Below are 21,371 nucleotides of genomic sequence, written 5' to 3'. Positions count from 1 at the left end.
CGTAACAGGATCGCCGCCGCTCTGGAGCCCGCACGTAGGCTGAGGGGCATGTCCGAGCACTCCTTCGCCACCCGAGCCATCCACGCAGGTCAGGAACCCGATCCCCGCACCGGTGCGATCATCCCGCCGATCTACCAGGCCTCCACGCACGTGCAGGACGGCATCGGCGGCTTCCGCGAGGGCTACGAGTACAACCGCGCGGGCAACCCCACCCGGTCGTCGCTCGAGACCCAGCTCGCCGCCCTCGAGGGCGGCGCCTCGGCGCTGTCGTTCGCCTCGGGGCTCGCCGCCGAAGATGCGCTGCTGCGCGGCATCCTGAAGCCGGGCGACCACGTCGTGCTCGGCAACGACGTCTACGGCGGCACCTACCGCCTGCTCACCCGCGTGCTCGCACCGTGGGGCATCGAGACCACCACGGTCGAGCTCGGCGACCTCGACGAGGTGCGCGCGGCGATCCGCCCCGAGACCAAGATCGTCTGGCTCGAGACGCCCAGCAACCCGCTGCTCAAGATCGTCGACATCGCGGTCGTCGCGGAGGTCGCGCACGCGGCCGGCGCCGTCGTCGTGGTCGACAACACGTTCGCCTCGCCGGCGCTGCAGCAGCCGCTCGCCCTCGGCGCCGACCTGGTCGTGCACTCGACCACCAAGTACCTCGGTGGGCACTCCGATGTGCTGGGCGGCGCGGTGGTGTTCGGCGACGACACCCACTTCGACGCGATCAAGTTCCAGCAGTTCGCCGTGGGAGCCGTGTCGGCCCCGCTCGACGCCTGGCTCACCACCCGCGGCATCAAGACGCTCGCGGTGCGCGTGCGTCAGCACTCCGAGAATGCCCAGGCGATCGCCGAGTGGGCGGAGAGCCGTCCCGAGTTCGAGCGCGTCTTCTACCCGGGTCTCGCTTCGCACCCGGGCCACGACATCGCGGCCCGCCAGATGAGCGGCTTCGGCGGCATGCTGTCGCTCGCCCTCGCCGCGGGCCCGGACGCAGCCAAGGCGTTCGCGGAGTCGACGGAGATCTTCCAGCTCGCGGAGTCGCTCGGCGGCGTCGAGTCGCTGATCGGCTACCCGCCGGACATGACGCACGCCTCGGTGCGCGGCACCGCTCTCGCGGTTCCGGAGAACGTCGTGCGCCTGTCGGTCGGCATCGAGGACGTGCACGACCTCATCGCCGACCTCGAGCAGGGGCTCGCTCGCATCGGTTCCTGACGCGGGGCGTCGGAGCGCGAGACACCACATCCCTCGCGAGACACCGCGGGGGCCGTGATGTCTCGTCGCGGATGTGGTGTCTCGGCACGCCGGAGCGGGCGTGCCCGTAGAATGGGTGGCTGGGTCGAATCGATTCGACCGTCCGCCCCCGCTCCGAAAGGCCGTCGTGCCCGACGCTCCTCGCACCGACTCCGTCCCGACGATCCCCGCACACGCCGCGCCCGAACGCACGGCGACCGGCAGCATCCGCATCCCCGCCGCGACGGGAGCGATCCGCACGCTCGGGTCCAACCCGACCACGGCGCCGATCATGCTGCACCCGGGAGACTCGATCTCGAACGGTCGGCGCGCGCTGTACATCATCCTCCTCGGAGCGCTCACCGCCCTCGGGCCGTTCACGATCGACCTCTACCTCCCGGCCTTCCCGGTGCTCGAAGAGGACTTCCAGACGACCGCCGCGGCGATCCAGCTCACGCTGACCGGAACCATGATCGGCTTCGCGGTGGGGCAGCTGCTCGTCGGTCCGCTCAGCGACAAGATCGGCCGGCGGCTCCCGCTCATCATCGTGACGGCGCTGCACGTGCTCGCGAGCCTCGCCGCCGCGTTCGCGCCCACGCTCGAGCTGCTCAGCGCCTCGCGCGTGCTCATGGGCATGGGTGCCGCAGCCGGCGGTGTCGTCGCGATGGCGATCGTGCGCGATCTGTTCGGCGGCCGCCGACTCGTGGTGATGCTCTCGCGCCTCGCGCTCGTCTCGGGCGTCGCGCCCGTCGTCGCCCCGCTGATCGGCTCGTGGCTGCTGACGCTCATGCCCTGGCGCGGCATCTTCGGTGTGCTCGCGGCCTACGGCGTCGTGATGCTGATCTCGACCCTGATCTTCATCCCCGAGACCCTCCCCGCGGCCCGTCGTCAGGGCGGCGGCGCCACGGTGCTGCAGCGCTACCGCTCGGTGCTCTCCGACCGCGTGTTCCTCGGGGTGCTCGTGATCGGCGGCATGACCTTCTCGGGTCTCTTCTCGTACCTGTCGGCCTCGCCGTTCCTGTTCCAGCAGACGCACGGTCTCGACCCGCAGCAGTACGGTCTGCTCTTCGCCGTGAACTCGCTCGGCGTCGTCGTCGGCGTGCAGACCGCCTCGCGCCTCGCCGCGCGCTTCGGCCCGCAGTGGGTGCTCGCGTACTCGACCTCGGTGCTGCTGCTCGCGGGCACCGCGATCATCGTGACCGACCAGCTCGGACTCGGACTGTGGGGCACCGTCATCCCGCTGTTCGTCTTCATGACCGCGTGCGGCTTCACGTTCCCGAACGTGCAGGTGCTGGCGCTCGACCGCCACGGGAAGGCGGCCGGGACCGCTGCCTCGATCCTCGGCGCGACGAACTTCGGCGTCGCCGGTCTCATCTCGCCGGTCGTCGGCTGGGTCTCGCACGACGCGGGCATCACGGCCACGACGATGGCCGCGGTGATGGCCGGGTGCGCGGCGATCGGCATCCTCGCGCTCTGGTTCGTCGTGCGCCCGCGCACCGTCGGCCTGCTCACTCCCTGACGCGGCGGGCGCACCTCCCGGGTTCCCAGGCGCGCTCCGACAGAATGGGGCGATGGACAGGCGGATGCTGGTGTGGTCGGGTGTCGGGTGCGTCGCGCTGACCTTCGCGCTGGGCGCGCTGATCACCCTCGGGGTCGCGCACCCGTTCGTGTTCGACGCCTGGTGGAACGACGTGGTGGTGTCGTTCCGCTCGGAGGGACTGGTCGCCTTCGCGCACGCCCTCGACACGGTGGGCGGCGGGTGGGTCGCGGTGTATCTCGTGCCGCTCGTCGTGATCATCTCGTTCTTGCTGGCACGCCGCTGGAGATCTGGCGTGTTCGCGGCGCTCGCGTTCCTCGCGAGCGCGGGAGCGGTGCAGCTGCTCAAGCACCTCTTCGGGCGCGCGCGGCCGGAGGACATGCTGGTGCTCAGCGACTACGGGTCGTTCCCCTCCGGGCACACTGCGAATGCCGCGACCCTCGCCCTCGTCTTCGCGGTGCTGTTCCCGAATGTGTGGATCCGGATCGCGGGGGCGCTGTGGATCGTGCTGATGGCGCTGTCGCGCACCTTCCTCTCGGTGCACTGGGCGACCGACACGATCGGCGGCGCTCTGCTCGGGGCCGGGGTGGTGCTGCTGCTGGCGGCGTGGCTGCTGCCGTGGGTGCGGCGCCCGGGTGCCGCGGAGCCGCCCGCCGATAGTCTGGACGACGCCCCACTCACCGACGCACCCACTCACTGAGGAGTCCCCGTGTCGAGCATCCGCCCGTACCGTCCGTCCGATCGCGCGTCGCTGTTCGACGTCTGCGTGCGCACCGCCGATGCGGGGGAGGATGCCACCGGTGTGTTCTCCGACGACGAGCTCTGGGGCCTGCTGTTCGCGGTGCCGTACGTCGAGCGCGACCCGAGCCTGGCGTGGGTCGTCGAATCGGACGACGGCCGCGTGATCGGGTACATCGTCGCGACCGATGACACGGATGCCTTCGAGCAGTGGTTCCGCGACGAATGGTGGCCGCGGTTCGCCGACCGCTTCCCGCAGCCCGCCGAGCCGCAGACGCGCGAGGAGAAGATGCTCGCGTACGCCTACGGACGCCGGCCCGGCGCCGAGCCGAACGCCCGGGAGTATCCCGCGCACCTGCACATCGACCTGCTGCCCGAGACGCAGGGTCAGGGCCTCGGGCGCCGACTCATCGAGACGCTGTTCGACGAGCTCTCGCGTCGCGGCGTGAAGGGTCTGCATCTCGGGATGGATCCGGCGAACACCGGTGCCGCCGCCTTCTACGAGCGCCTCGGCATGACGCCGCTCCCGACCGCCCCGGGCGGGCAGAGCTACGGCGTGACCTTCGCGGGCTGAGGCTCTCCCCTCGAACGGGCACGTGCGCGGAAGGTAGTGTCTCGCTGGCGTCCGGGCTGGTCAACGCCCTGTGGCGGGAGCGACAGCGCCCGTAACGTTCATCGTCCGCGACAGATCGGAGCTGGGCCATGAACGATTCGCGCAACACGCAGGGAACCCCCGCGACGAATGACGACGCAGGCGCCGCATCCGGTGGCGCGTCGGAGAACGGAGTTTCGGAGCAGACCGGAGCCTCGGAGGAGACCGAGAAGATGCTCCGGGACGAGAGCACCGACGACGACGGAATGCCCCTCGAGAACCCGTCGGGCGGATGACGCGGGCGTCAGGCGTGATCGCCACGGACGTCGTCGCGGTGGACACCCCGCACCTCGGAAACAAGAAGGCCCCGCACGAATGCGGGGCCTTCTTCGTCATCTGGCGGTGACGGCGGGATTCGAACCCGCGGTTGCTTGCACAACACACGCTTTCCAAGCGTGCTCCTTCGGCCGCTCGGACACGTCACCAGGGAACAACTTGTCCATCCTATCCGATGCGGCAGATGCTCCGTGACGCGGCGTACGATCTTGAGGTGGCAACCCCCAAGATCGTTCTCTTCTACGTCTTCACCCCGCTCGCCGACCCCGATGCGATCCGGGTGTGGCAGCGCGACCTCGGCGAGGCGCTGGGTCTGCGCGGACGGCTGCTGATCTCGGGCGACGGAGTGAACGGCACCCTCGGCGGCGACCTCCTTGCGCTCAAGAAATGGGCGCGCTCCTTCCGCTCGTACGCGCCCTTCAAGAACGCCGACATCAAGTGGAGCGAGGGCACCGGCGTCGATGCCGAGGGGCGCAGCCTCGACTTTCCGAAGCTGAGCGTGAAGGTGCGCGACGAGATCGTCTCGTTCGGCGCCCCGGGAGAGCTGAGGGTTGACGAGAACGGCGTGGTCGGCGGCGGCACCCGCCTGAGCCCGGAGGAGCTGCACGACCTGGTCGCCGAGCGCGGCGACGACGTCGTCTTCTTCGACGGCCGCAACGCGCTCGAGGCGCAGATCGGGCGTTTCCGCGGCGCGGTCGTTCCCGACACCGAGACCACCCGCGACTTCGTCGACCTGCTCGACTCGGGCGCCTACGACGACCTCAAGGGCAAGCCCGTCGTGACCTACTGCACCGGCGGCATCCGGTGCGAGGTGCTGTCGAGCCTCATGACCGCGCGCGGGTTCGGCGAGGTCTACCAGCTCGAGGGCGGGATCGTGCGCTACGGCGAGAAGTACGGCGACGACGGCCTGTGGGACGGCTCGCTGTACGTCTTCGACAAGCGCGGATCGATCGACTTCTCCGATCATGCGGCCGTGATCGGGAAGTGCGTCGGCTGCGGCGCCGCGACCTCGCGCACCGCGAACTGCCCCGACCTCTCGTGCCGGACGCAGTTCGTCGTGTGCGAGGACTGCGACCGCGTCGCCTGCGCACAGCACGCCGCCTGACGTACCGCATCCACGGTCGGAACCGGTCGGAACCGGTCGCAACCGGTCGCAACCGGTCGGAACCGGTCGAGACCCTAGGTCGCGGCGAGCGTGTCGACTCCCCGGGCGACGAAGAGCGAGCGGGGCACCAGGAGCGCCCGGGTGCGCGCCGGTGCATCGACGCTGCGCCGCAGATCGCGCAGCACGGTGCCCAGATCCGACGCGAGGTCGGCGGCATCCGCTCCGGATCGGGCATAGGTCGCTCGCTCGACGGCGTCTGCCAGGCGTCCGATCGCCGCCGCATCGACACCGCGTTCGCGGATCAGTGCGGCCGCACGCATGCGCGGCGAATCGGCATCCGACGGCGGGATGCCGAGATCGACGAGTGTACTCCGCACCTCGGTCCAGGCGGCGCCCGCGTCGCCGTCGCGCGCGCGATCCCGGCGACGGGCGCGAACGAGGGTGCGGATCAGCGCGGGAAGCAGCAGCACCACGACCGCGCCGAGGATCACGAACATCACCGGTGTCGGGTCGACCGTGCGCAGCTCGCCCGAGGAGGAGCTGTTGTCGCCGGCATCCTGACGATCGACCTCGGGGGCCGTCGTCTGCTCGGCCTGTGGAGCCGTGGTCTCCGGGGTGCCCGACGGTGTGGTGCCCGATCCCGGGGAACCCGTGACCGCCGTGCGGAACTCGGTCGGCACCCCGAGCGAGGCCGTGGGCTCGAAGGGCACCCAGCCGATGCCCGGGAAGAGCACCTCCGGCCAAGAGTGCAGGCGATCGCTCGTGACGGAGTAGATCGACTCGTCGCCGCGCTTCTCGCCGGTGAGCGAACCGGGCAGGTACCCCACGACGATCCGGGTCTCCATGCCGAGGCTCTCGGCCATCAGGGCGAAGGCGCCGGCGAAGTGCACGCAGTACCCCGAGCGCACGTCGAGGAACCGGGCGACGGCCTCGGCTCCCGTGCCGTCGAAGTCCTCCTCGACCGGGGTGTCGAGCGAGTACGTGAAGTCGCTGCGGAACCAGTCCTGCAGAGCGAGCAGGCGGTCGTAGTCGGTACCCTCTTCTGCCGTGACCTCGCGGGCCAACTCGCCGACGATGTCGGGGATCTCGACGTCATCGGTCTCTGCGGTGGACTCCGCCGCCGACACCGCGCGGATCTGCTCGAGCGTGGGGGTCACGCGCACCGAGGAGACGGTGTAGTCGGCGCCGACGGCATCCGCATTGCGCGAGACCAGCGTGCGGTTGTCGGGCATCACCCGCCAGGCGCGGGGCACGCCCTGGATGTCGGTCGCGGGGTAGGGGACGGGCAGCCACGAGCTCGACATCCGCAGGATGCGGATCGAGGTCGTCGTCTCCGTCACCTCGACGTCGGCGCCCCACTCGGGGTCGCCGAATCCGTCGGCCTGCGACTGCAGGCCCCCTCGGTCGGGCTGCCACACCTCGCCGTCGAAGTCGGAGAGGGTCGTGAGCCGCAGATACGGCGCCGCGCCGCCCGCCGTCGCAACCGTCAGCACCTCGACGGGGTTGGGCTGGCGCAGATCGTCGCCGAGCCGCAGCGATGCGTCGACCGTGATGCCCGTTCCGGTGCCGGTGAGTCCGGCGGCGAGAGGCAGACCGGGTGTGATGGCGAGCGTCACGGCGATCGCCGCGGCGCCGATGCCCACCGCGACGGATGCCGAGGTGCGGCGCGGCGTCTGCGGATCGGCGCGCGTCGCGTAGCGCAGCTGCGCGAGGACGAAGAGGGCGAAGAGCACGAACCAGACCACGTTCGCGTCGCCGAGGGTGACGATCATCGGGACGGATCCGACGAGACCGACGAGGAGGATCGGGAGGATCGCCGCACGGGCCGCGGCCAGCTGATCGAGCAGCACCGCGACGATCGCGAAGCCGAGCGCCATCGTCGCGGCGAGCCCGCGCGAGGCGGCGAGCGGCGCGGACCCGACCGCGACCTCCTGCCAGGCCGCGCCCGTCAACGCGCCGAACGTCGAGAGCGTGGCGGGCGACGGAATGATCCCGAAGAACGCCGAGTCGCCCGCCGTCACCTGGGTGACGAGCGCCATCGCGACGAGCAGTTGCACGAGGAGGGTGCCGACATCGCGCAGCCACGCGCGGCGGTAACGCAGCAGCACGCGCATCACGAGCCCGGTCAACGGGAGGAGCGTGACCGCCGCGACGACGGCGAACGACCAGGCTCCCGCCTCGATCACCGAGGTGAAGGGCCACATCGCGACGAGACCGCCGACCGCCGCGAGCACCGAGGGGGCGAGGATCGCCGTGGGCGTCTCCTCGTCGCGGTGCCACGCGACTTTCGAGCGAGAGCGGGAGCGCGAGCGTGAGCGTGACCGTCGGGAGGCGCTCGCCGTCGCCTGCTCAGCCCGGAACATCGCCGACTCCGATCCGCTCCGGGAGGGCGTCCGCCCATGCCGCGGCGACGTCATCACCGAGCGGGGCGAACGACCAGCCGTTGCGCGTCGCCGCCTCGGCCGCACCCTGCTCGGGCCCGGTGGCGAGGAGGATGCCCGCGGCCGCGCCGGCGGTTCGCAACGATGCCGCGTCGTCCTCCGTCAGCCTGCCCGTGATGTAGACCAGAGGGCCGGGAGGAGCGCCGCCGATCAGCGTCGCCACGTCGCGGTGGTCGCCCCGCGGCGCGATCAGTGCCAGGGCGACGAGCAGGGCATCACGGTCGTCCTCGTGACCGCGAAGGGTGCCGAGCAGCACGCCCGCGCTGTCGATCACGTCGACGCCGTACCCTTCGTCGGCGAGATGCACGGCCGACGAGGCGCAGAGCGAGACCGCGGCCTCGAACGCGGCATCCGCGTCGTCCCCCGGTCGATCCCACCGCTCGGCGCTGCGGTCGAGCACGACGATCGCATCGGGGCTCGACTCCTCCTCTTCCTGCCGCACCATGAGCTGCCCGCGGTGGGCGGTCGCACGCCAGTGGATGCGGCGCATCGAGTCGCCCGGCAGGTAGAACCGGGGCGAGAGGTTGTCGGCGCCCTGGCCGAGGCGCGTCGACGACGTGTGCGCCGTGCCTCCGGCCGCGCCGACGCGCACGGCGAGGGGCTCGAGCGCGAAGACCTCGGGCACGACCGTGACGGTGCGCGTCTCGCCGAACTCCTGCTCGCGCTGCGCGAGACCGAAGGGGTCGACGGTGCGCAGCACGAGCGGCCCGATCGGCCAGACACCGCGACGCACGCCCGTGATGCGGTACCCGAGCTGCCCGGACTGCGGCGGATACTCGCCGCCGGCGTCGCCGCTGACGGCGTCGGGCAGGACGTCGTGCCACAGCGCGTGCGGCACGCGCAGCGAGCGCAGGGCGAAGCGGATGCTGACGCGCGAGGTCTCCGACACCGTGAGCAGGTCGGTCGACACCTGTCGGGAGACGGTGCCCGTGCGCCGCGGGAGCCAGGCCATGAGCGCCGAGAAGCCGGTGAGGAGGGCGAGCAGGACTCCGATGTAGAGCAGGATCGGTGCGGCGACGAGGTTCGCTCCGATCACGCACAGCAGAGCCGCGACCAGCGCGCCCGCACCGCGGCGGGTCAGGGATCGGCGGCGTCGCATCGACTGTCTCAGACGCGGCTCGCGACGGGCACGCGCACGCGCTCGACGATGTGCGCGAGGGCCGTCTCGATGGGCTGGGCGCCCGCGCGGTGCGCACCGCGGGCGGGCAGCAGCCGGTGCGCGAACACCGGGATGAGGAGGGCGGTGACGTCGTCGGGGATCACGAAGTCGCGGCCGTCGAGCGCCGCCCACACCTTCGCGGCACGGATCAGCTGCAGCGTCGCGCGGGGGCTCGCCCCGAGGTGCAGGCTCGGGTCGGTGCGCGTGGCCTGCGCGAGGGCGACCGTGTACTCCTCGAGCGCAGGCGCCACGTGCACGGCGCGGGCCCAGGCGATGAGCTGCGAGATCGAGCCGGCATCGGCGACCGCCGCGACGGCCGCGAGCGGGTTCACCACGTCGCGCTGGCGGATCATGAGGGCCTCGGCCGCGGCATCCGGGTATCCCATCGAGATGCGCATCATGAAGCGGTCGCGCTGCGCCTCGGGCAGGGCGTACGTGCCCTCCATCTCGAGGGGGTTCTGGGTGGCGACGACGAGGAAGGGCGAGGGGAGCGGATGCGTCGACCCGTCGACGGTGACCTGACGCTCCTCCATGGCCTCGAGCAGTGCCGACTGCGTCTTGGGCGAGGACCGGTTGATCTCGTCGGCGATGACGATGTGCGCGAAGATCGCGCCGCGCTTGAACTCGAACTCGCGGTCGACCGGGTTGTAGACCGAGACGCCGGTCACGTCGCCCGGGAGGAGGTCGGGGGTGAACTGGATGCGTCGCACGGTCGCGTCGACGCTCGCCGCGAGGGCGCGCGCCAGCATGGTCTTGCCGACCCCGGGCACGTCCTCGATGAGCAGGTGGCCCTCGGCGAGCAGGCAGATCAGCGCACTGCGCACGGCATCGGGCTTTCCGTCGATCACCTCTCCCACGGAGGCGAGGATCGCGGAGGTCTGGGCGGCGAACTGTTCGGCCGTGATCAGGGGGGAGTTGTCCGTCATGCGTTCCCTCTCGTCGGCGCTGCAGCGCGCGTTACTCGATCGTAACCCGCAGGGCATCGGCGTGGGGCTGGCAGATCGCTGTGCTTCCTCGGGTCGCGGGCGCCGCCCCGCACACCCCTCAGCCCCAGACGCGGGCGCGGGGCCGTGCGACGTCGACACGGCCCTCGCTGCTGCGGGCGACGCGGAGCAGGGCGAGACCCTGCGCGCCCTGCAGCTCGTGCAGCGTGCACGTGCCGATGGCCTGCCGCCAGTGGCGCTCGAACTGCTCGGCATCGCCGCGCCGCCGTCCGATCGCGCGCGGGACCGGTAGGAGGGTGCGCCCCGGGGAGAGTCGGTCGGCGAGGCGTTCGAACAGACGCGTCGACCCTGCGGCGCCGCGGTCGATCCGCAGCAGGAAGCGGGGCGTGCGCACCGCCGCGAACAGCTCTTCGACGGCATCGGTCACCACTCGACGATCCGCGGGCGTGCCGCCCAGCTCGATGCGCACTCTGGTGCGGTCGTCGTCGACGTGCGCGACGATGTCGGTGTCGTCGAAGGAGCCGATGCGCCCGGCATCACGGAGGGTGCGTGCGACGACCAGGGCGGCCAACCGGTACACCTCGGCGGGGTGGCGGCGATCGCGCAGGGTGCGCCCGAGCAGGGGCAGGAGCGTCGTCGCGGCGGCCAGCGCCCCACCGGCCGCGACGAGCGCGGCTCCGAGCGCCGGGTGCACCGCGAGTCCCTGACCCGCCAGCACGGCGAGCAGCAGGCCGACGCCGAGCGCCCCGCCCACGGCGGAGGTCGCGCCGTCGGCGCGCGCGACCTGGGTGGTGCGCAGCAGGGGAGCCGCCGCGACCTGCCGCACCGTGATCTCGTCGCGTTCGCGCGACGTGTACGGGTCGCCGATGCGCCACTCGGCGCGCGTGGTCGCGCGCGCCGGCCACGCGGCGCGCAGCAGATCATCGACGCCGCGGATGGAGGCATCCGGATGCTTGTCGAGCACCGCCTCGAACGCCTGGGCCGCTGCCGAGGGCAGTGCGTGCGCGAGTCCGCTGACGATCCGACCGTCGCCGTCGGCGTTCAGGCCCCACAGATGCGAGTGCTTGCGGCGCAGACGATCCGGCTCGCTCGTGTCGTCGAGAGCGACATCGGCGGGGATCAGACACGCTACCGACCAGTTGTGCGCCACCTTCTCGGGCCAGCCCGGATCGAGGCGCAGGGTGCGGCCACGCAACTGCTGCGTCGCCGATGACGTCGCGACCGCGGTGAGGTCGATGAGGGTGTTCACGGCGGGGCAGTCCCATCCCTCGCCGAGCAGGCCACGGGTACCCACGAGCACACGCACCTCTCCGCGACGGATCAGCTCCGACACCGCGGCGACGATGCGTCCGCTGCCGGCGCCGGACGCGCGCAGGTCGCGCGTGGCCCCGGCGGCCTCGCCGATATCGACCGTCACCCCGAGCAGATCCGCGAGCGCGGGTGCGAGCGTCGCGGCGTCGTCGGCGCGCACGCGCAGGTACTGCGCGGTCAGCAGCACCGGCCGCAGCCCCGCGACGACGGGATCAGCGACGAGGGCGTCGAAGGTGCGCAGCGCTCCGGCCGCGGCATCCGCACCGCGCCGATTGCCGTGCGTCACGAAGTCGGTGACGACGACGGCACGGATGCGCTCGCCGTCGTCGCTCGCGAGCTCGCGGTGCAGGATCTCGACGGCCGCGGCATCCTTCGCCTCCGACGAGGCCAGTGTCGTCTCGACCGGGTTGCGCCCGCGGCGCAGCCCGCGGTCGGTGAGCAGGTAGCCGAAGTCGGCGAGCGAGCGCCGCACGTGCTCCCACTGGTTCGCGGCCGACGGATCGGCCAGCAGGCGCGCCTGCGCGAACCGCACGAGGACGGTGAGCAGATCGTCGGTCGTGCAGCGGTCGAGCAGCACCTGCGGGATGGCGGCGACGAGCGGATGCTGCGGCACGACCTCGCGCAGCACCACCGCGCACGAGCGGGTGAGGGCGAAGTCCGCGGACAGTGCCCGATCGATGCGGGCGAGCGGGTCTTCGCCGGGCGGTCCGTCGGAGGGCTGCAGCTGCTCCTCGAGGAAAGAGATGCCGTCGGTGGTCGACAGCACGTCGACGATCATCGAGTGCAGCAGCGCCTCGTGCCGGCGGATGAAACCGGCCTCCGCCGGCGTCGGTTCGGTGAGGAGAACGAAGTCGCGGTACGGGGCGAGGTGCCCCTCCTTCACCACCGCCGGAGTCGGGACCTCGTAGTCGACCTCTCCGAGCAGTTGGCTGTAGTTCTCGTACTCCGTCTCGTCGTCCGGCGACGGCAGGGTGGCGGTGAGACCGATCAGCAACGGCTCGACCCCCGTCTCGCGGATGCGCGCGGCGAGGTACGCCACGACCAGGGCCCAGTGGTCGAGCAAGTGGTGGCACTCGTCGAGAACGACCGTGCGCACCCCGGCGGCGACGAGGCGGTCGATGAGCGCCGTGGCGTTCGGGTGCAGCACGCGCGCGAGCTCGGCGGGATTGCGCCGGGCGAACTGCGAACGCAATCGGCGCGTGCGGCGACGGATGCCGGAGCGGTACTGCGCCGGATTGTCGATCGCGAGCTCGGCGAGCCAGGTCGCGGCATCGGCGTCGCTACGCCCCGCCTCGACCAGTTCCTCGGCCCACACCACCCGCGCCAGGTCGTCGAAGGGTGAGCCGTCACCGGTGACGCTGAGCGCCTGGTACGTGAGAGCGGTGAGGTCGGCGATCGTCTCGGGGTCGTCCGACACGGCGCCGGCATCCGGGGCGAGGTCGACGGCGGTGCGGACCCATTGCTGACGGATCGTGACGGTCGGGGCGAGGACGAGGGTCCGATGGCGTTCGCGCGCCGCGAGCAGCAGACCCAGCAGCGTCTTGCCCGATCCGGGAGGGGCGACGACGTGCAGCGGGTCCCGACCGCCGACCGGCAGCCGGGTGAGGACCTCGGCCTGGTACGTGCGCAGTTCGCCCGTGAAAATCCAGCCCGTGAGTGGGGAGGCGACGGGCTCGGGCGGCATGATCTCCCCAGTCTGTCAAAAGGTGCGCCCGCTCATCGGTTAGACTTGTCGACGGCTCTCCGCGTGGCGGCATCCAGGCCAATTCCCCCAGGGCGGAAACGCAGCAAGGGTAACCGGGCTCTGCTGGGTGCGCGGAGGGTCACTTTCTTTTTCAGCCTCCTCCGGGGCTGTCCTGTCAGGATCGTGATGTGACCGGCGCCACCACTCCTCCGCGGCAGAACGCTCTCTCGCGCTTCGCCTCCCCCGTGCTGCTCCTCGCCGCGATGTGGGCGATCCAGTTCGCCGACGCGCTGCTCCCGGGTTCGTTCACGGGTTTCGGCATCCGCTCCTGGGATCCCGAGGGTCTGCTCGGCATCGTGCTCGGGCCGCTGCTGCACGCGAACTGGGCGCATCTGATCGGCAACTCCGTGCCGTTCCTCGTGCTCGGACTGCTCGTCGCGGTCGAGGGCACCCGCAGATTCTGGACGGTCACCGCGATCGTCGCCGTCGTCGGCGGCCTCGGCACCTGGGTCTTCAACGCCCCGGGAACGGTGACGGTCGGGGCATCCGTGCTCGTGTTCGGCTACTTCGGGTACACGGTCGTGCGGGTCTTCGCGCCGGGCCGCGTCGCCCACCGCATCGGATACGCCGTCATCGCGCTCGTCGTGATCGGCGTGTACGGGGCGACGATGCTCGCGGGCGTGGTGGGCGTGAGCCAGGGCATCTCGTGGCAGGCGCACCTGTTCGGGGCGATCGGCGGAGCGCTCGCCGTGTTCGTCGGGCGACGCGGGGGCTCCGCGGAGTGAGCGCGCCGCGGTCGCGCTCGCGCACACCCGCTCGACGCCGGAAGAAGCGTCGGCCCGCGGCCCGGCGCCGACCGGGCGTCCGCGCACGGGCCGCCCGGCGTCGGCGGCGGATGCTGGTGCTCCGGCGTGTGCTGATCGGGGCCGTCGCCGTCGTGCTCTTCGCCGGGATCGCCGTGCTCGTGCCGCTCGGGCTCGCGCACGAGAAGCCCCTCGCGATCTGCGCGAGCGACCCGCGCACCTACCCCTCGGCCGGCATCGAGGGGTGGCGCGGGGAGCAGCTCGAGAACGCCGCGACGATCATGGCGACGGCATCCGCCCTGGGCTTCGCGCGCGACGGGCAGATCCTGGGCGTGATGACCGCGATGGGCGAGAGCAGCCTGCGCAACATCGATTACGGCGACTGGGAGACGAGCGGATTCACGAATCCCGACGGCTCGCGCACCACGAGCATCGGCCTGTTCCAGCAGCAGGAGTGGTGGGGGAGCGTCGAGCAGCGCATGGATCCCGCCACGTCCGCGACGCTCTTCTACGAGCGGTTGGCGCGGGTGCCGGAGTGGTCCTCGATGGACCCGTCGCTCGCGATCCATCGCGTGCAGATCAACCTCGATCCCACCTACTACTCCCGCTACGCAGCCGATGCGACCGCCGTCGTCGACGCGCTGTCGGCACCGTGTTGACCTCCGGGAATCACGCGAGGATTAAGTCCGGTCCGCTCCCAGGGCGTGCCGAGTGAGGTGCGCCTAAGCTGGAACCGTGGCGCGGAGCATCTACATCACCTCGGCCGAAGGCCATACCGGAAAATCGACGATCGCCCTCGGCGTGCTCGACGCGCTCATGCGGGTCACCCCGCGGGTCGGCGTGTTCCGGCCGATCGCGCGCTCGGTCACCGAGCGCGACGAGATCCTCGAGCTGCTGCTCGCCCACGACGGCGTGCACCTCGACTACGAAGACTGCATCGGCGTCAGCTACGACGACATGCGCCACGACCCGGAGCACGCGCTGTCGACGATCGTCGCACGGTTCAAAGCGGTCGAAGCGCAGTGCGATGCCGTGGTGATCATCGGCAGCGACTACACCGACGTCGCCAGCCCCGCCGAGCTCGGCGTCAACGCCCGCATCGCCGCCAACCTCGGAGCTCCGGTGCTGCTCGTGCTGTCGGGACGCGACCAGCAGCGCCAGGCAGAGCAGCTCGGCACGACGACCGCCCGGGTGCCGGCCGCGGTCGGGCAGATCGCCGCACTCGCACTCACGGAGCTCGAGCAGGAGCGCGCCGAGCTGTTCGCCGCGATCGTCAACCGCTCGGACCCCGCCGAGCTCGACGCCATCATCGAGGCGGTGCGCGGGGTGCGGCCGGGCAAGAGCACGCCCGTCTGGGCGATCCCCGAGGACCGCACGCTCGTGGCGCCCTCGATCCGCGGCATCCTCGCCGCCGTCGACGGCCGTCTCATCAAGGGTGACGAGGGGCGGCTGACCCGCGAGGCGCTGTCGATCGTCGTCGCCGGCATGTCGATGGTCAACGTGCTGCCGCGCATCACCGAGGAATCCGTCGTCGTGATTCCGGCCGACCGCACCGAGGTGCTGCTCGCGACGCTTCTCGCCGACGCCTCCGGCACCTTCCCCCGCGTCAGCGGCATCATCCTGAACGGGCCCTTCGACCTTCCCGAGCCGATCACGCAGCTGCTCGACGGGTTCCCCTCGACGGTGCCGATCATCGCCACCGATCTCGGCACCTACGACACCGCCGTGCGGGTCATGGGCGCGCGCGGCCGGCTCTCCGCCGACTCGCGCGCACGGTACGACCGGGCTCTCGGACTCTTCCAGACCCATGTCGACATCGCCGAGCTCGCGACGCAGCTCGGGCTCGCCGAATCGCGGGTCGTGACCCCGCTGATGTTCGAGTACGGCCTCATCGAGCGCGCCCGCGCCGACCGCCGGCGCATCGTGCTGCCCGAGGGCGGCGACGACCGCATCCTGCGCGCTGCCGCCACGCTGCTGGCCCGCGAGGTGGCCGATCTCGTGATCCTCGGCGACGAGGCCGCCGTGCGAGCCCGCGCGGTCGAGCTCGGCATCGACATCGCCGCGGCCCAGGTGATCAGCCCCACCGATCCCGAGTACGTCGCGAGGTTCGCCGAGGAGTACGCACGACTGCGGGCGCACAAGGGCATCACCCTCGCGCAGGCCGCCGACACCGTGACCGACGTCTCGTACTTCGGCACGATGATGGTGCACCTGGGTCTCGCCGACGGCATGGTCTCGGGAGCGGCGCACACGACGGCGCACACGATCCGACCCTCCTTCGAGATCATCAAGACGAAGCCGGGCGTGAACGTCGTCTCGAGCGTGTTCCTCATGGCGCTCGCCGACCGGGTGCTCGTCTACGGCGACTGCGCCGTCATCCCCGATCCCACGAGCGTCCAGCTCGCCGACATCGCGATCTCGTCGGCGGCGACCGCCCGCCAGTTCGGGATCGATCCGCGCGTCGCGATGCTGTCGTACTCGACCGGCGAGTCCGGGTCGGGAGCCGACGTCGACAAGGTGCGCGAGGCCACGGCGCTCGTGCGCGAGCGCGCGCCCGAGCTGCTCGTCGAGGGGCCGATCCAGTACGACGCGGCCGCCGATGCCGCCGTCGCGAAGGCGAAGCTGCCCGATTCCGCGGTCGCGGGTCGCGCCACCGTGTTCGTCTTCCCCGACCTGAACACGGGAAACAACACCTACAAGGCCGTTCAGCGCTCCGCCGGCGCGGTCGCGATCGGACCGGTCCTGCAGGGACTCAACAAGCCGATCAACGACCTCTCGCGTGGCGCGCTGGTCGAGGACATCGTCAACACCGTGGCGATCACCGCCATCCAGGCGCAGGGAGAGACCGCATGAGCGCGATCCTCGTGATCAACAGCGGCTCGTCGTCGCTGAAGTACAGCCTCCTCGACATCGAGCGCGAGCACGAGCTCGCCTCGGGCCTCATCGAGAGGATCGGTCAGAACACCGGTGCGGCCTCGCACACGGTGCGACCCGAGACCGATGCGGATGCCGTGCCCACGATGCTCGACGCGACATACAGCGACGAGCGCTCGATCCCCGATCATCATGCGGCCTTCGCGGTGATGCTCGAGCAGTTCGCCGAGCACGGACCTTCTCTCGCCGAGCATCCGCCGGTCGCCGTCGGACACCGGGTCGTGCACGGCGGAGCCCGCTTCTTCGCGCCGACCCTGATCGATGCCGATGTCGAGCGGCAGATCGAGGAGCTGTCGGTACTCGCGCCCCTGCACAATCCGGCCAACCTCGCCGGCATCCTCGCGGCGCAGGCCGTCTTCCGCGGCGTGCCGCACGTCGCCGTGTTCGACACCGCTTTCCATCAGACCCTGCCCGCTGCGGCCTACACCTACGCGATCGACGCCGAGCTGGCGAAGCAGCACCGCGTGCGGCGCTACGGCTTCCACGGCACCAGCCACCAGTTCGTCAGCGAGTCGGCCGCGGCGTACCTCGGCCGCGACCTCGGCGACCTGCGCCAGCTCGTGTTCCACCTGGGCAACGGAGCGTCGGTCACCGCGATCGACGGAGGGCGCTCGGTCGAGACGTCGATGGGACTGACCCCGCTCGAGGGCCTGGTGATGGGCACCCGCTCCGGAGACCTCGACCCGGCGGCTCTGGTGCACCTTTCGCGTCGCGCCGGCCTCTCGATCAACGAGCTCGATGCGCTGCTGAACACCCGCAGCGGACTGCAGGGCCTCGCCGGACGCAGCGACATGCGCGACATCCTCGCGGGCGTCGATGCGGGGGAGGAGGCGGCGACCCTCGCCTTCGACGTCTACGTGCACCGCCTGCGCGCCTACGCCGGGGCGTACATCGCCCAGCTCGGCGGCGTCGACGTGATCTCGTTCACCGCCGGCGTCGGCGAGAACGCCGCCCGGGTGCGCGCGGAGGCCCTCGCTACCCTCGGATTCGCCGGCGTGGAGGTCGATCAGGCACGCAACGCCGAGCGCGGTCGCGGCATCCGGAGGATCTCCACGGATGCCTCGACGGTGACGGTTCTGGTGGTCCCGACGAACGAGGAACTGCAGATCGCCCGGCAGACCGCCGACATGCTCTGAGCGCACGCTTTCCACAGGGGTTACTCTGGGGCGCGGCTCCCCATTACGCTGTCATGGTGGCACGGAGGAGTGCCGAAACCCTCGACCTTCTCCCTGGAGGCTTCTGTGCCGGAAAACCTGCCCGATCTGCTCGCCGCAGAAGGGGTGCTGTTCGACCTCGACGGCGTGCTCACGCCGACGGCAGAGGTCCACATGCGGGCCTGGAAAGCCGTGTTCGACGACGTGTTCGCCGAGTGGGGCATCACGCCGGCCTACACCGACGCCGACTACTTCGACTACGTCGACGGCAAGAAGCGCTACGACGGTGTCGCGAGCCTGATGCACAGCCGCAACGTCGAGATCCCCTGGGGCGAGGTCGACGACCCGCCCTCCGCCGACACCATCTGCGGCATCGGCAACCGCAAGAACGACGCCTTCGCCGCCGAGCTGCGCCGTGACGGCATCGCCCCGTACCCGGGCTCGCTCGCGCTGGTCCAGCGTCTGAACGCGGCCGGGGTGCCGCTCGGTGTGGTGTCGAGCTCGAAGAACGCCGAAGAGGTCCTCGCCGCCGCCGACCTCCGCTCGTACTTCCGCATCGTGGTCGACGGCGTCGTCGCCGAGCGCGACGGTCTGGCGTCCAAGCCCGCGCCCGACATGTTCCGCGCCGGCGCCGTGGCGCTCGGCGTCGACCCCGCTCGCAGCGTCGCCGTCGAGGACGCGACCTCGGGCGCGGCATCCGCATCGGCCGCCGGCTACGCGCACGTCGTCGGCGTCGACCGCGGCACCGGGGCCGACGCGCTGCGCGCCGCGGGCGCCACCGTCGTCGTCGACGACCTCGACCGCTTCCTCCCGACCACCCCGAACTCTGCACCGGAGACCACCGCATGATCGACCGCGACCGCTTCCCCGTCGACCCGTGGCGCCTCATCGAGACGCGCTACTCCGAGGAGGGCGTCGGCGAGACGCTGTTCTCGATCGGCAACGGATACCTCGGTCTCCGGGGCAATCACATCGAGGGCCGCGGGGCTCACGAGCACGGCACCTTCATCAACGGGCTGCACGAGACGTGGCCGATCCGTCATGCCGAGCAGGCCTACGGCTTCGCCGAGGTGGGCCAGACCATCGTCAACGCCCCCGACGCCAAGGTCATGCGCGTCTACGTCGACGACGAGCCGATCTCGTTCGACGAGGCGGATGTGCGCGAGTACCGCCGCACCCTCGACATGCGCACGGGTGTGCTCGAGCGTCTCGTCGTGTGGGAGACGCCGTCGGGCAAGCGCGTGCGCATGCGCGACGAGCGCATCGTCAGCTTCGAGGAGCGCCACCTCGCGATCCTGCGCCTCGAGGTCGTCGTCGAGAACTCCGACGCTCCCGTCACGATCAGCTGCCAGATCCTCAATCGCCAGGACGGTGCGGGCGTCTACGCCGGCACCCCGACCCAGGCCCAGAAGCCGGGCTTCGACCCGCGCAAGGCCGAGAAGATCGCCGATCGGGTGCTCGAGCCCGGTGAGCACTGGCAGGACGGCCTGCGCTCGGCGCTGTCGTACCGCGTCGCCGACTCCGGCATGACCGTCGCCGTCGTCGCCGACCACGTCCTCGAGACCGAGAACGAGTACAGCGCCCGCGCCCTCGTCGAGGCCGACATCGCGAAGAACGTCTTCCGGGTGCAGGCCAAGGCCGGAGTGCCGATCACCGTCACCAAGCTCGTGAGCTACCACACCTCGCGCGGGGTGCCTCCGCGCGAGCTCGTCGACCGCTGCCGTCGCTCCCTCGACCGCGTCGCCGTGGAGGGCGTCGAGACGCAGTTCCAGCGCCAGCGCGACTGGCTCGACGCGTTCTGGGAGCGCAGCGACGTGCAGATCGGCGGTCACGACGACCTGCAGCAGGCGACCCGCTGGTGCCTCCTCCAGCTCGCGCAGGCCGCGGCCCGCGCCGACGGCACCGGAGTCCCCGCCAAGGGCGTCTCCGGGTCGGGGTACAGCGGCCACTACTTCTGGGACACCGAGATCTACGTGCTCCCGTTCCTCGCGTACACGTCGCCGCAGTGGGCGCGCAACGCGCTGCGCGCCCGCGTGCTGATGCTGCCGGCGGCGCGTCGGCGTGCGGCCCAGCTCAACGAGGCGGGGGCGCTCTTCCCCTGGCGCACGATCAACGGCGAGGAGGCCTCGGCCTACTACGCCGCGGGCACGGCGCAGTACCACATCAATGCCGACGTGAGCTTCGCGCTCGGCAAGTACGTGCGCGCGACGGGAGACACCGAGTTCCTCCGCCGCGAGGGCGCCGACGTCGCGGTCGAGACCGCGCGCCTGTGGGCGACGCTCGGCTTCTGGCGCTCGGCGCAGGTCGTCGAGAACGCGGATGCCGCCGACGGTCTGCAGACCTTCCACATCCACGGCGTCACCGGTCCCGACGAGTACACGACCGTCGTGAACGACAACCTCTACACGAACGTCATGGCCCGCTACAACCTCCGCTTCGCGGCCGAGGTCGTGCGCGAGATCCGCGAGACGTACCCCGAGGACTACCGCGACCTCGTCGAGCGCACGGGCCTGTTCGAGGGCGAGGCGGAGTCGTGGGAGCGCGCTGCCGAGGCGATGTTCATCCCATACAGCGAGAGCCTGGGCATCCACCCGCAGGACTCCCTGTTCCTCGAGCGCGAGGTCTGGGACCTGGCGCACACGCCGTCGTCGCAGCGTCCGCTGCTGCTGCACTTCCACCCGCTGGTGATCTACCGGTTCCAGGTGCTCAAGCAGGCGGATGTCGTGCTCGCGCTGTTCCTGCAGGGCAACCACTTCTCGCCCGAGGAGAAGCGCGCCGACTTCGACTACTACGACCCGCTCACCACGGGCGACTCGACGCTCTCGGCGGTCGTGCAGTCGATCCTCGCGGCCGAGGTCGGGTATCAGGACCTCGCGCTGAAGTACTTCGAGGAGTCGATCTTCGTCGACCTCCACGACCTGCACAACAACGCGGCCGACGGGGTGCACGTGGCCTCCGCCGGTGGCGTGTGGACCGCGCTCGTGTGCGGTTTCGGCGGCATGCGCGACTACGAGGGCGAGCTGAGCTTCGACCCGCGTCTGCCCGCGGCCTGGCCCTCGCTGACCTTCCCGATGAAGTGGAAGGAGTCCGAGGTCACGGTCACGATCACGGCCCACGAACTGCGTCTGCGGGTTCGCTCCGGCGCACCGGTGCCGTTCACGGTGCGCGACGAGGCCTACATCGCGACCGAGGGCGAAGAGGTCGTCGTCCCGCTCGCCGACCAGGGCCCGCTGATCCCGGGTCGCCCGACGCTGCGCCAGTTCGCGGACGCCCGTCGCGAGGACGGAACGCGCCTCTCGGCATCCGTCCCGGTGATCACCACGTCGATCCCGGTGCTCGCACCGCCGGAGTGATCGCGCGCGGCAGGTGCGTCTCCGGCGACGCACCTGCCGCGATGTCCGTGGCACGCCGT

General features: G+C 71.2%; 16 protein-coding genes, 1 tRNA gene and 1 other RNA gene. 13 read left to right on the top strand and 5 right to left on the bottom strand.

From position 1 onward, the window contains the following. Positions 1 to 48 precede the first annotated feature (48 nt). The 5 genes from WFJ97_RS15380 (at position 49) to WFJ97_RS15360 (ending at position 4,384) form a co-directional block, all read left to right on the top strand. On the top strand, positions 49 to 1,203 hold the full coding sequence (locus WFJ97_RS15380; RefSeq protein ID WP_336642139.1) for a cystathionine gamma-synthase: 1,155 nt from the start codon (positions 49 to 51) through the stop codon (positions 1,201 to 1,203). Positions 1,204 to 1,369: 166 nt separating this feature from the next. Further along, positions 1,370 to 2,740 (top strand): multidrug effflux MFS transporter, encoded by a 1,371-nt coding sequence (locus WFJ97_RS15375; RefSeq protein ID WP_247634142.1) that lies wholly within the window; start codon positions 1,370 to 1,372, stop codon positions 2,738 to 2,740. Between the two features lie 52 nt (positions 2,741 to 2,792). Beyond that, a complete protein-coding gene (locus WFJ97_RS15370) occupies positions 2,793 to 3,458 on the top strand; it encodes a phosphatase PAP2 family protein (RefSeq protein ID WP_247625103.1) in 666 nt (221 codons plus the stop codon). A gap of 9 nt (positions 3,459 to 3,467) precedes the next feature. Continuing rightward, the gene (locus WFJ97_RS15365; RefSeq protein WP_336642138.1) at positions 3,468 to 4,070 is read left to right on the top strand and encodes a GNAT family N-acetyltransferase; all 603 of its coding nucleotides are present in this window, start codon (positions 3,468 to 3,470) and stop codon (positions 4,068 to 4,070) included. Between the two features lie 128 nt (positions 4,071 to 4,198). Next, the gene (locus tag WFJ97_RS15360; RefSeq protein WP_336642137.1) at positions 4,199 to 4,384 is read left to right on the top strand and encodes a hypothetical protein; all 186 of its coding nucleotides are present in this window, start codon (positions 4,199 to 4,201) and stop codon (positions 4,382 to 4,384) included. Between the two features lie 101 nt (positions 4,385 to 4,485). On the opposite strand, the gene WFJ97_RS15355 is transcribed toward WFJ97_RS15360, so the two are convergent. Further along, a tRNA-Ser gene (locus WFJ97_RS15355) sits at positions 4,486 to 4,573 on the bottom strand. 65 nt (positions 4,574 to 4,638) lie between these two features. Here WFJ97_RS15355 and trhO point away from each other — a divergent pair. Next, positions 4,639 to 5,529 (top strand): oxygen-dependent tRNA uridine(34) hydroxylase TrhO, encoded by an 891-nt coding sequence (gene trhO, locus WFJ97_RS15350; protein WP_336642136.1) that lies wholly within the window; start codon positions 4,639 to 4,641, stop codon positions 5,527 to 5,529. 74 nt (positions 5,530 to 5,603) lie between these two features. Here the strand turns inward: trhO and WFJ97_RS15345 are convergent, their stop codons facing one another. The 4 genes from WFJ97_RS15345 to WFJ97_RS15330 form a co-directional block, all read right to left on the bottom strand. Further along, complete coding sequence (locus WFJ97_RS15345; protein WP_336642135.1) at positions 5,604 to 7,892, bottom strand: transglutaminase TgpA family protein; 2,289 nt, start codon at positions 7,890 to 7,892, stop codon at positions 5,604 to 5,606. Then, positions 7,879 to 9,069, bottom strand: coding sequence for a DUF58 domain-containing protein (locus WFJ97_RS15340; protein ID WP_247634149.1), 1,191 nt, complete (start codon positions 9,067 to 9,069; stop codon positions 7,879 to 7,881). Before WFJ97_RS15340 ends, WFJ97_RS15345 begins: the two co-directional genes overlap by 14 nt. An 8-nt stretch (positions 9,070 to 9,077) precedes the next feature. Further along, positions 9,078 to 10,055: an AAA family ATPase gene (locus tag WFJ97_RS15335; protein ID WP_247625097.1), complete on the bottom strand. Its 978-nt coding sequence runs from the start codon at positions 10,053 to 10,055 to the stop codon at positions 9,078 to 9,080. A gap of 118 nt (positions 10,056 to 10,173) precedes the next feature. Next, positions 10,174 to 13,068: a DEAD/DEAH box helicase family protein gene (locus tag WFJ97_RS15330; protein WP_336642134.1), complete on the bottom strand. Its 2,895-nt coding sequence runs from the start codon at positions 13,066 to 13,068 to the stop codon at positions 10,174 to 10,176. Between the two features lie 50 nt (positions 13,069 to 13,118). Here WFJ97_RS15330 and ffs point away from each other — a divergent pair. The 7 genes from ffs (at position 13,119) to WFJ97_RS15295 (ending at position 21,312) form a co-directional block, all read left to right on the top strand. Further along, positions 13,119 to 13,215: signal recognition particle sRNA small type (gene ffs / locus WFJ97_RS15325), an RNA gene on the top strand. Between the two features lie 41 nt (positions 13,216 to 13,256). After that, positions 13,257 to 13,853, top strand: a complete 597-nt coding sequence (locus tag WFJ97_RS15320; protein ID WP_247634151.1) for a rhomboid family intramembrane serine protease — start codon at positions 13,257 to 13,259, stop codon at positions 13,851 to 13,853. Further along, positions 13,850 to 14,530 (top strand): hypothetical protein, encoded by a 681-nt coding sequence (locus WFJ97_RS15315; RefSeq protein WP_336642133.1) that lies wholly within the window; start codon positions 13,850 to 13,852, stop codon positions 14,528 to 14,530. The genes WFJ97_RS15320 and WFJ97_RS15315 overlap by 4 nt, the downstream gene beginning before the upstream one ends. Positions 14,531 to 14,606: 76 nt before the next feature. Beyond that, positions 14,607 to 16,724 carry a phosphate acetyltransferase gene (gene pta / locus WFJ97_RS15310; RefSeq protein WP_247956707.1) on the top strand — a complete coding sequence of 706 codons (2,118 nt, stop codon included), beginning with the start codon at positions 14,607 to 14,609 and terminating at the stop codon, positions 16,722 to 16,724. Next, positions 16,721 to 17,941 carry an acetate/propionate family kinase gene (locus WFJ97_RS15305; RefSeq protein ID WP_336642132.1) on the top strand — a complete coding sequence of 407 codons (1,221 nt, stop codon included), beginning with the start codon at positions 16,721 to 16,723 and terminating at the stop codon, positions 17,939 to 17,941. Before pta ends, WFJ97_RS15305 begins: the two co-directional genes overlap by 4 nt. 105 nt (positions 17,942 to 18,046) lie before the next feature. Beyond that, the gene (locus tag WFJ97_RS15300; protein ID WP_336642131.1) at positions 18,047 to 18,808 is read left to right on the top strand and encodes a beta-phosphoglucomutase family hydrolase; all 762 of its coding nucleotides are present in this window, start codon (positions 18,047 to 18,049) and stop codon (positions 18,806 to 18,808) included. Next, the gene (locus WFJ97_RS15295) at positions 18,805 to 21,312 is read left to right on the top strand and encodes a glycoside hydrolase family 65 protein (RefSeq protein ID WP_336642130.1); all 2,508 of its coding nucleotides are present in this window, start codon (positions 18,805 to 18,807) and stop codon (positions 21,310 to 21,312) included. The genes WFJ97_RS15300 and WFJ97_RS15295 overlap by 4 nt, the downstream gene beginning before the upstream one ends. Positions 21,313 to 21,371: the final 59 nt, after the last annotated feature.

Source organism: Microbacterium sp. USHLN272 (assembly GCF_037149655.1).
Taxonomy (GTDB): Bacteria; Actinomycetota; Actinomycetes; order Actinomycetales; family Microbacteriaceae; genus Microbacterium; species Microbacterium galbinum.
This window is presented reverse-complemented; position numbering and strand designations above follow the sequence as displayed.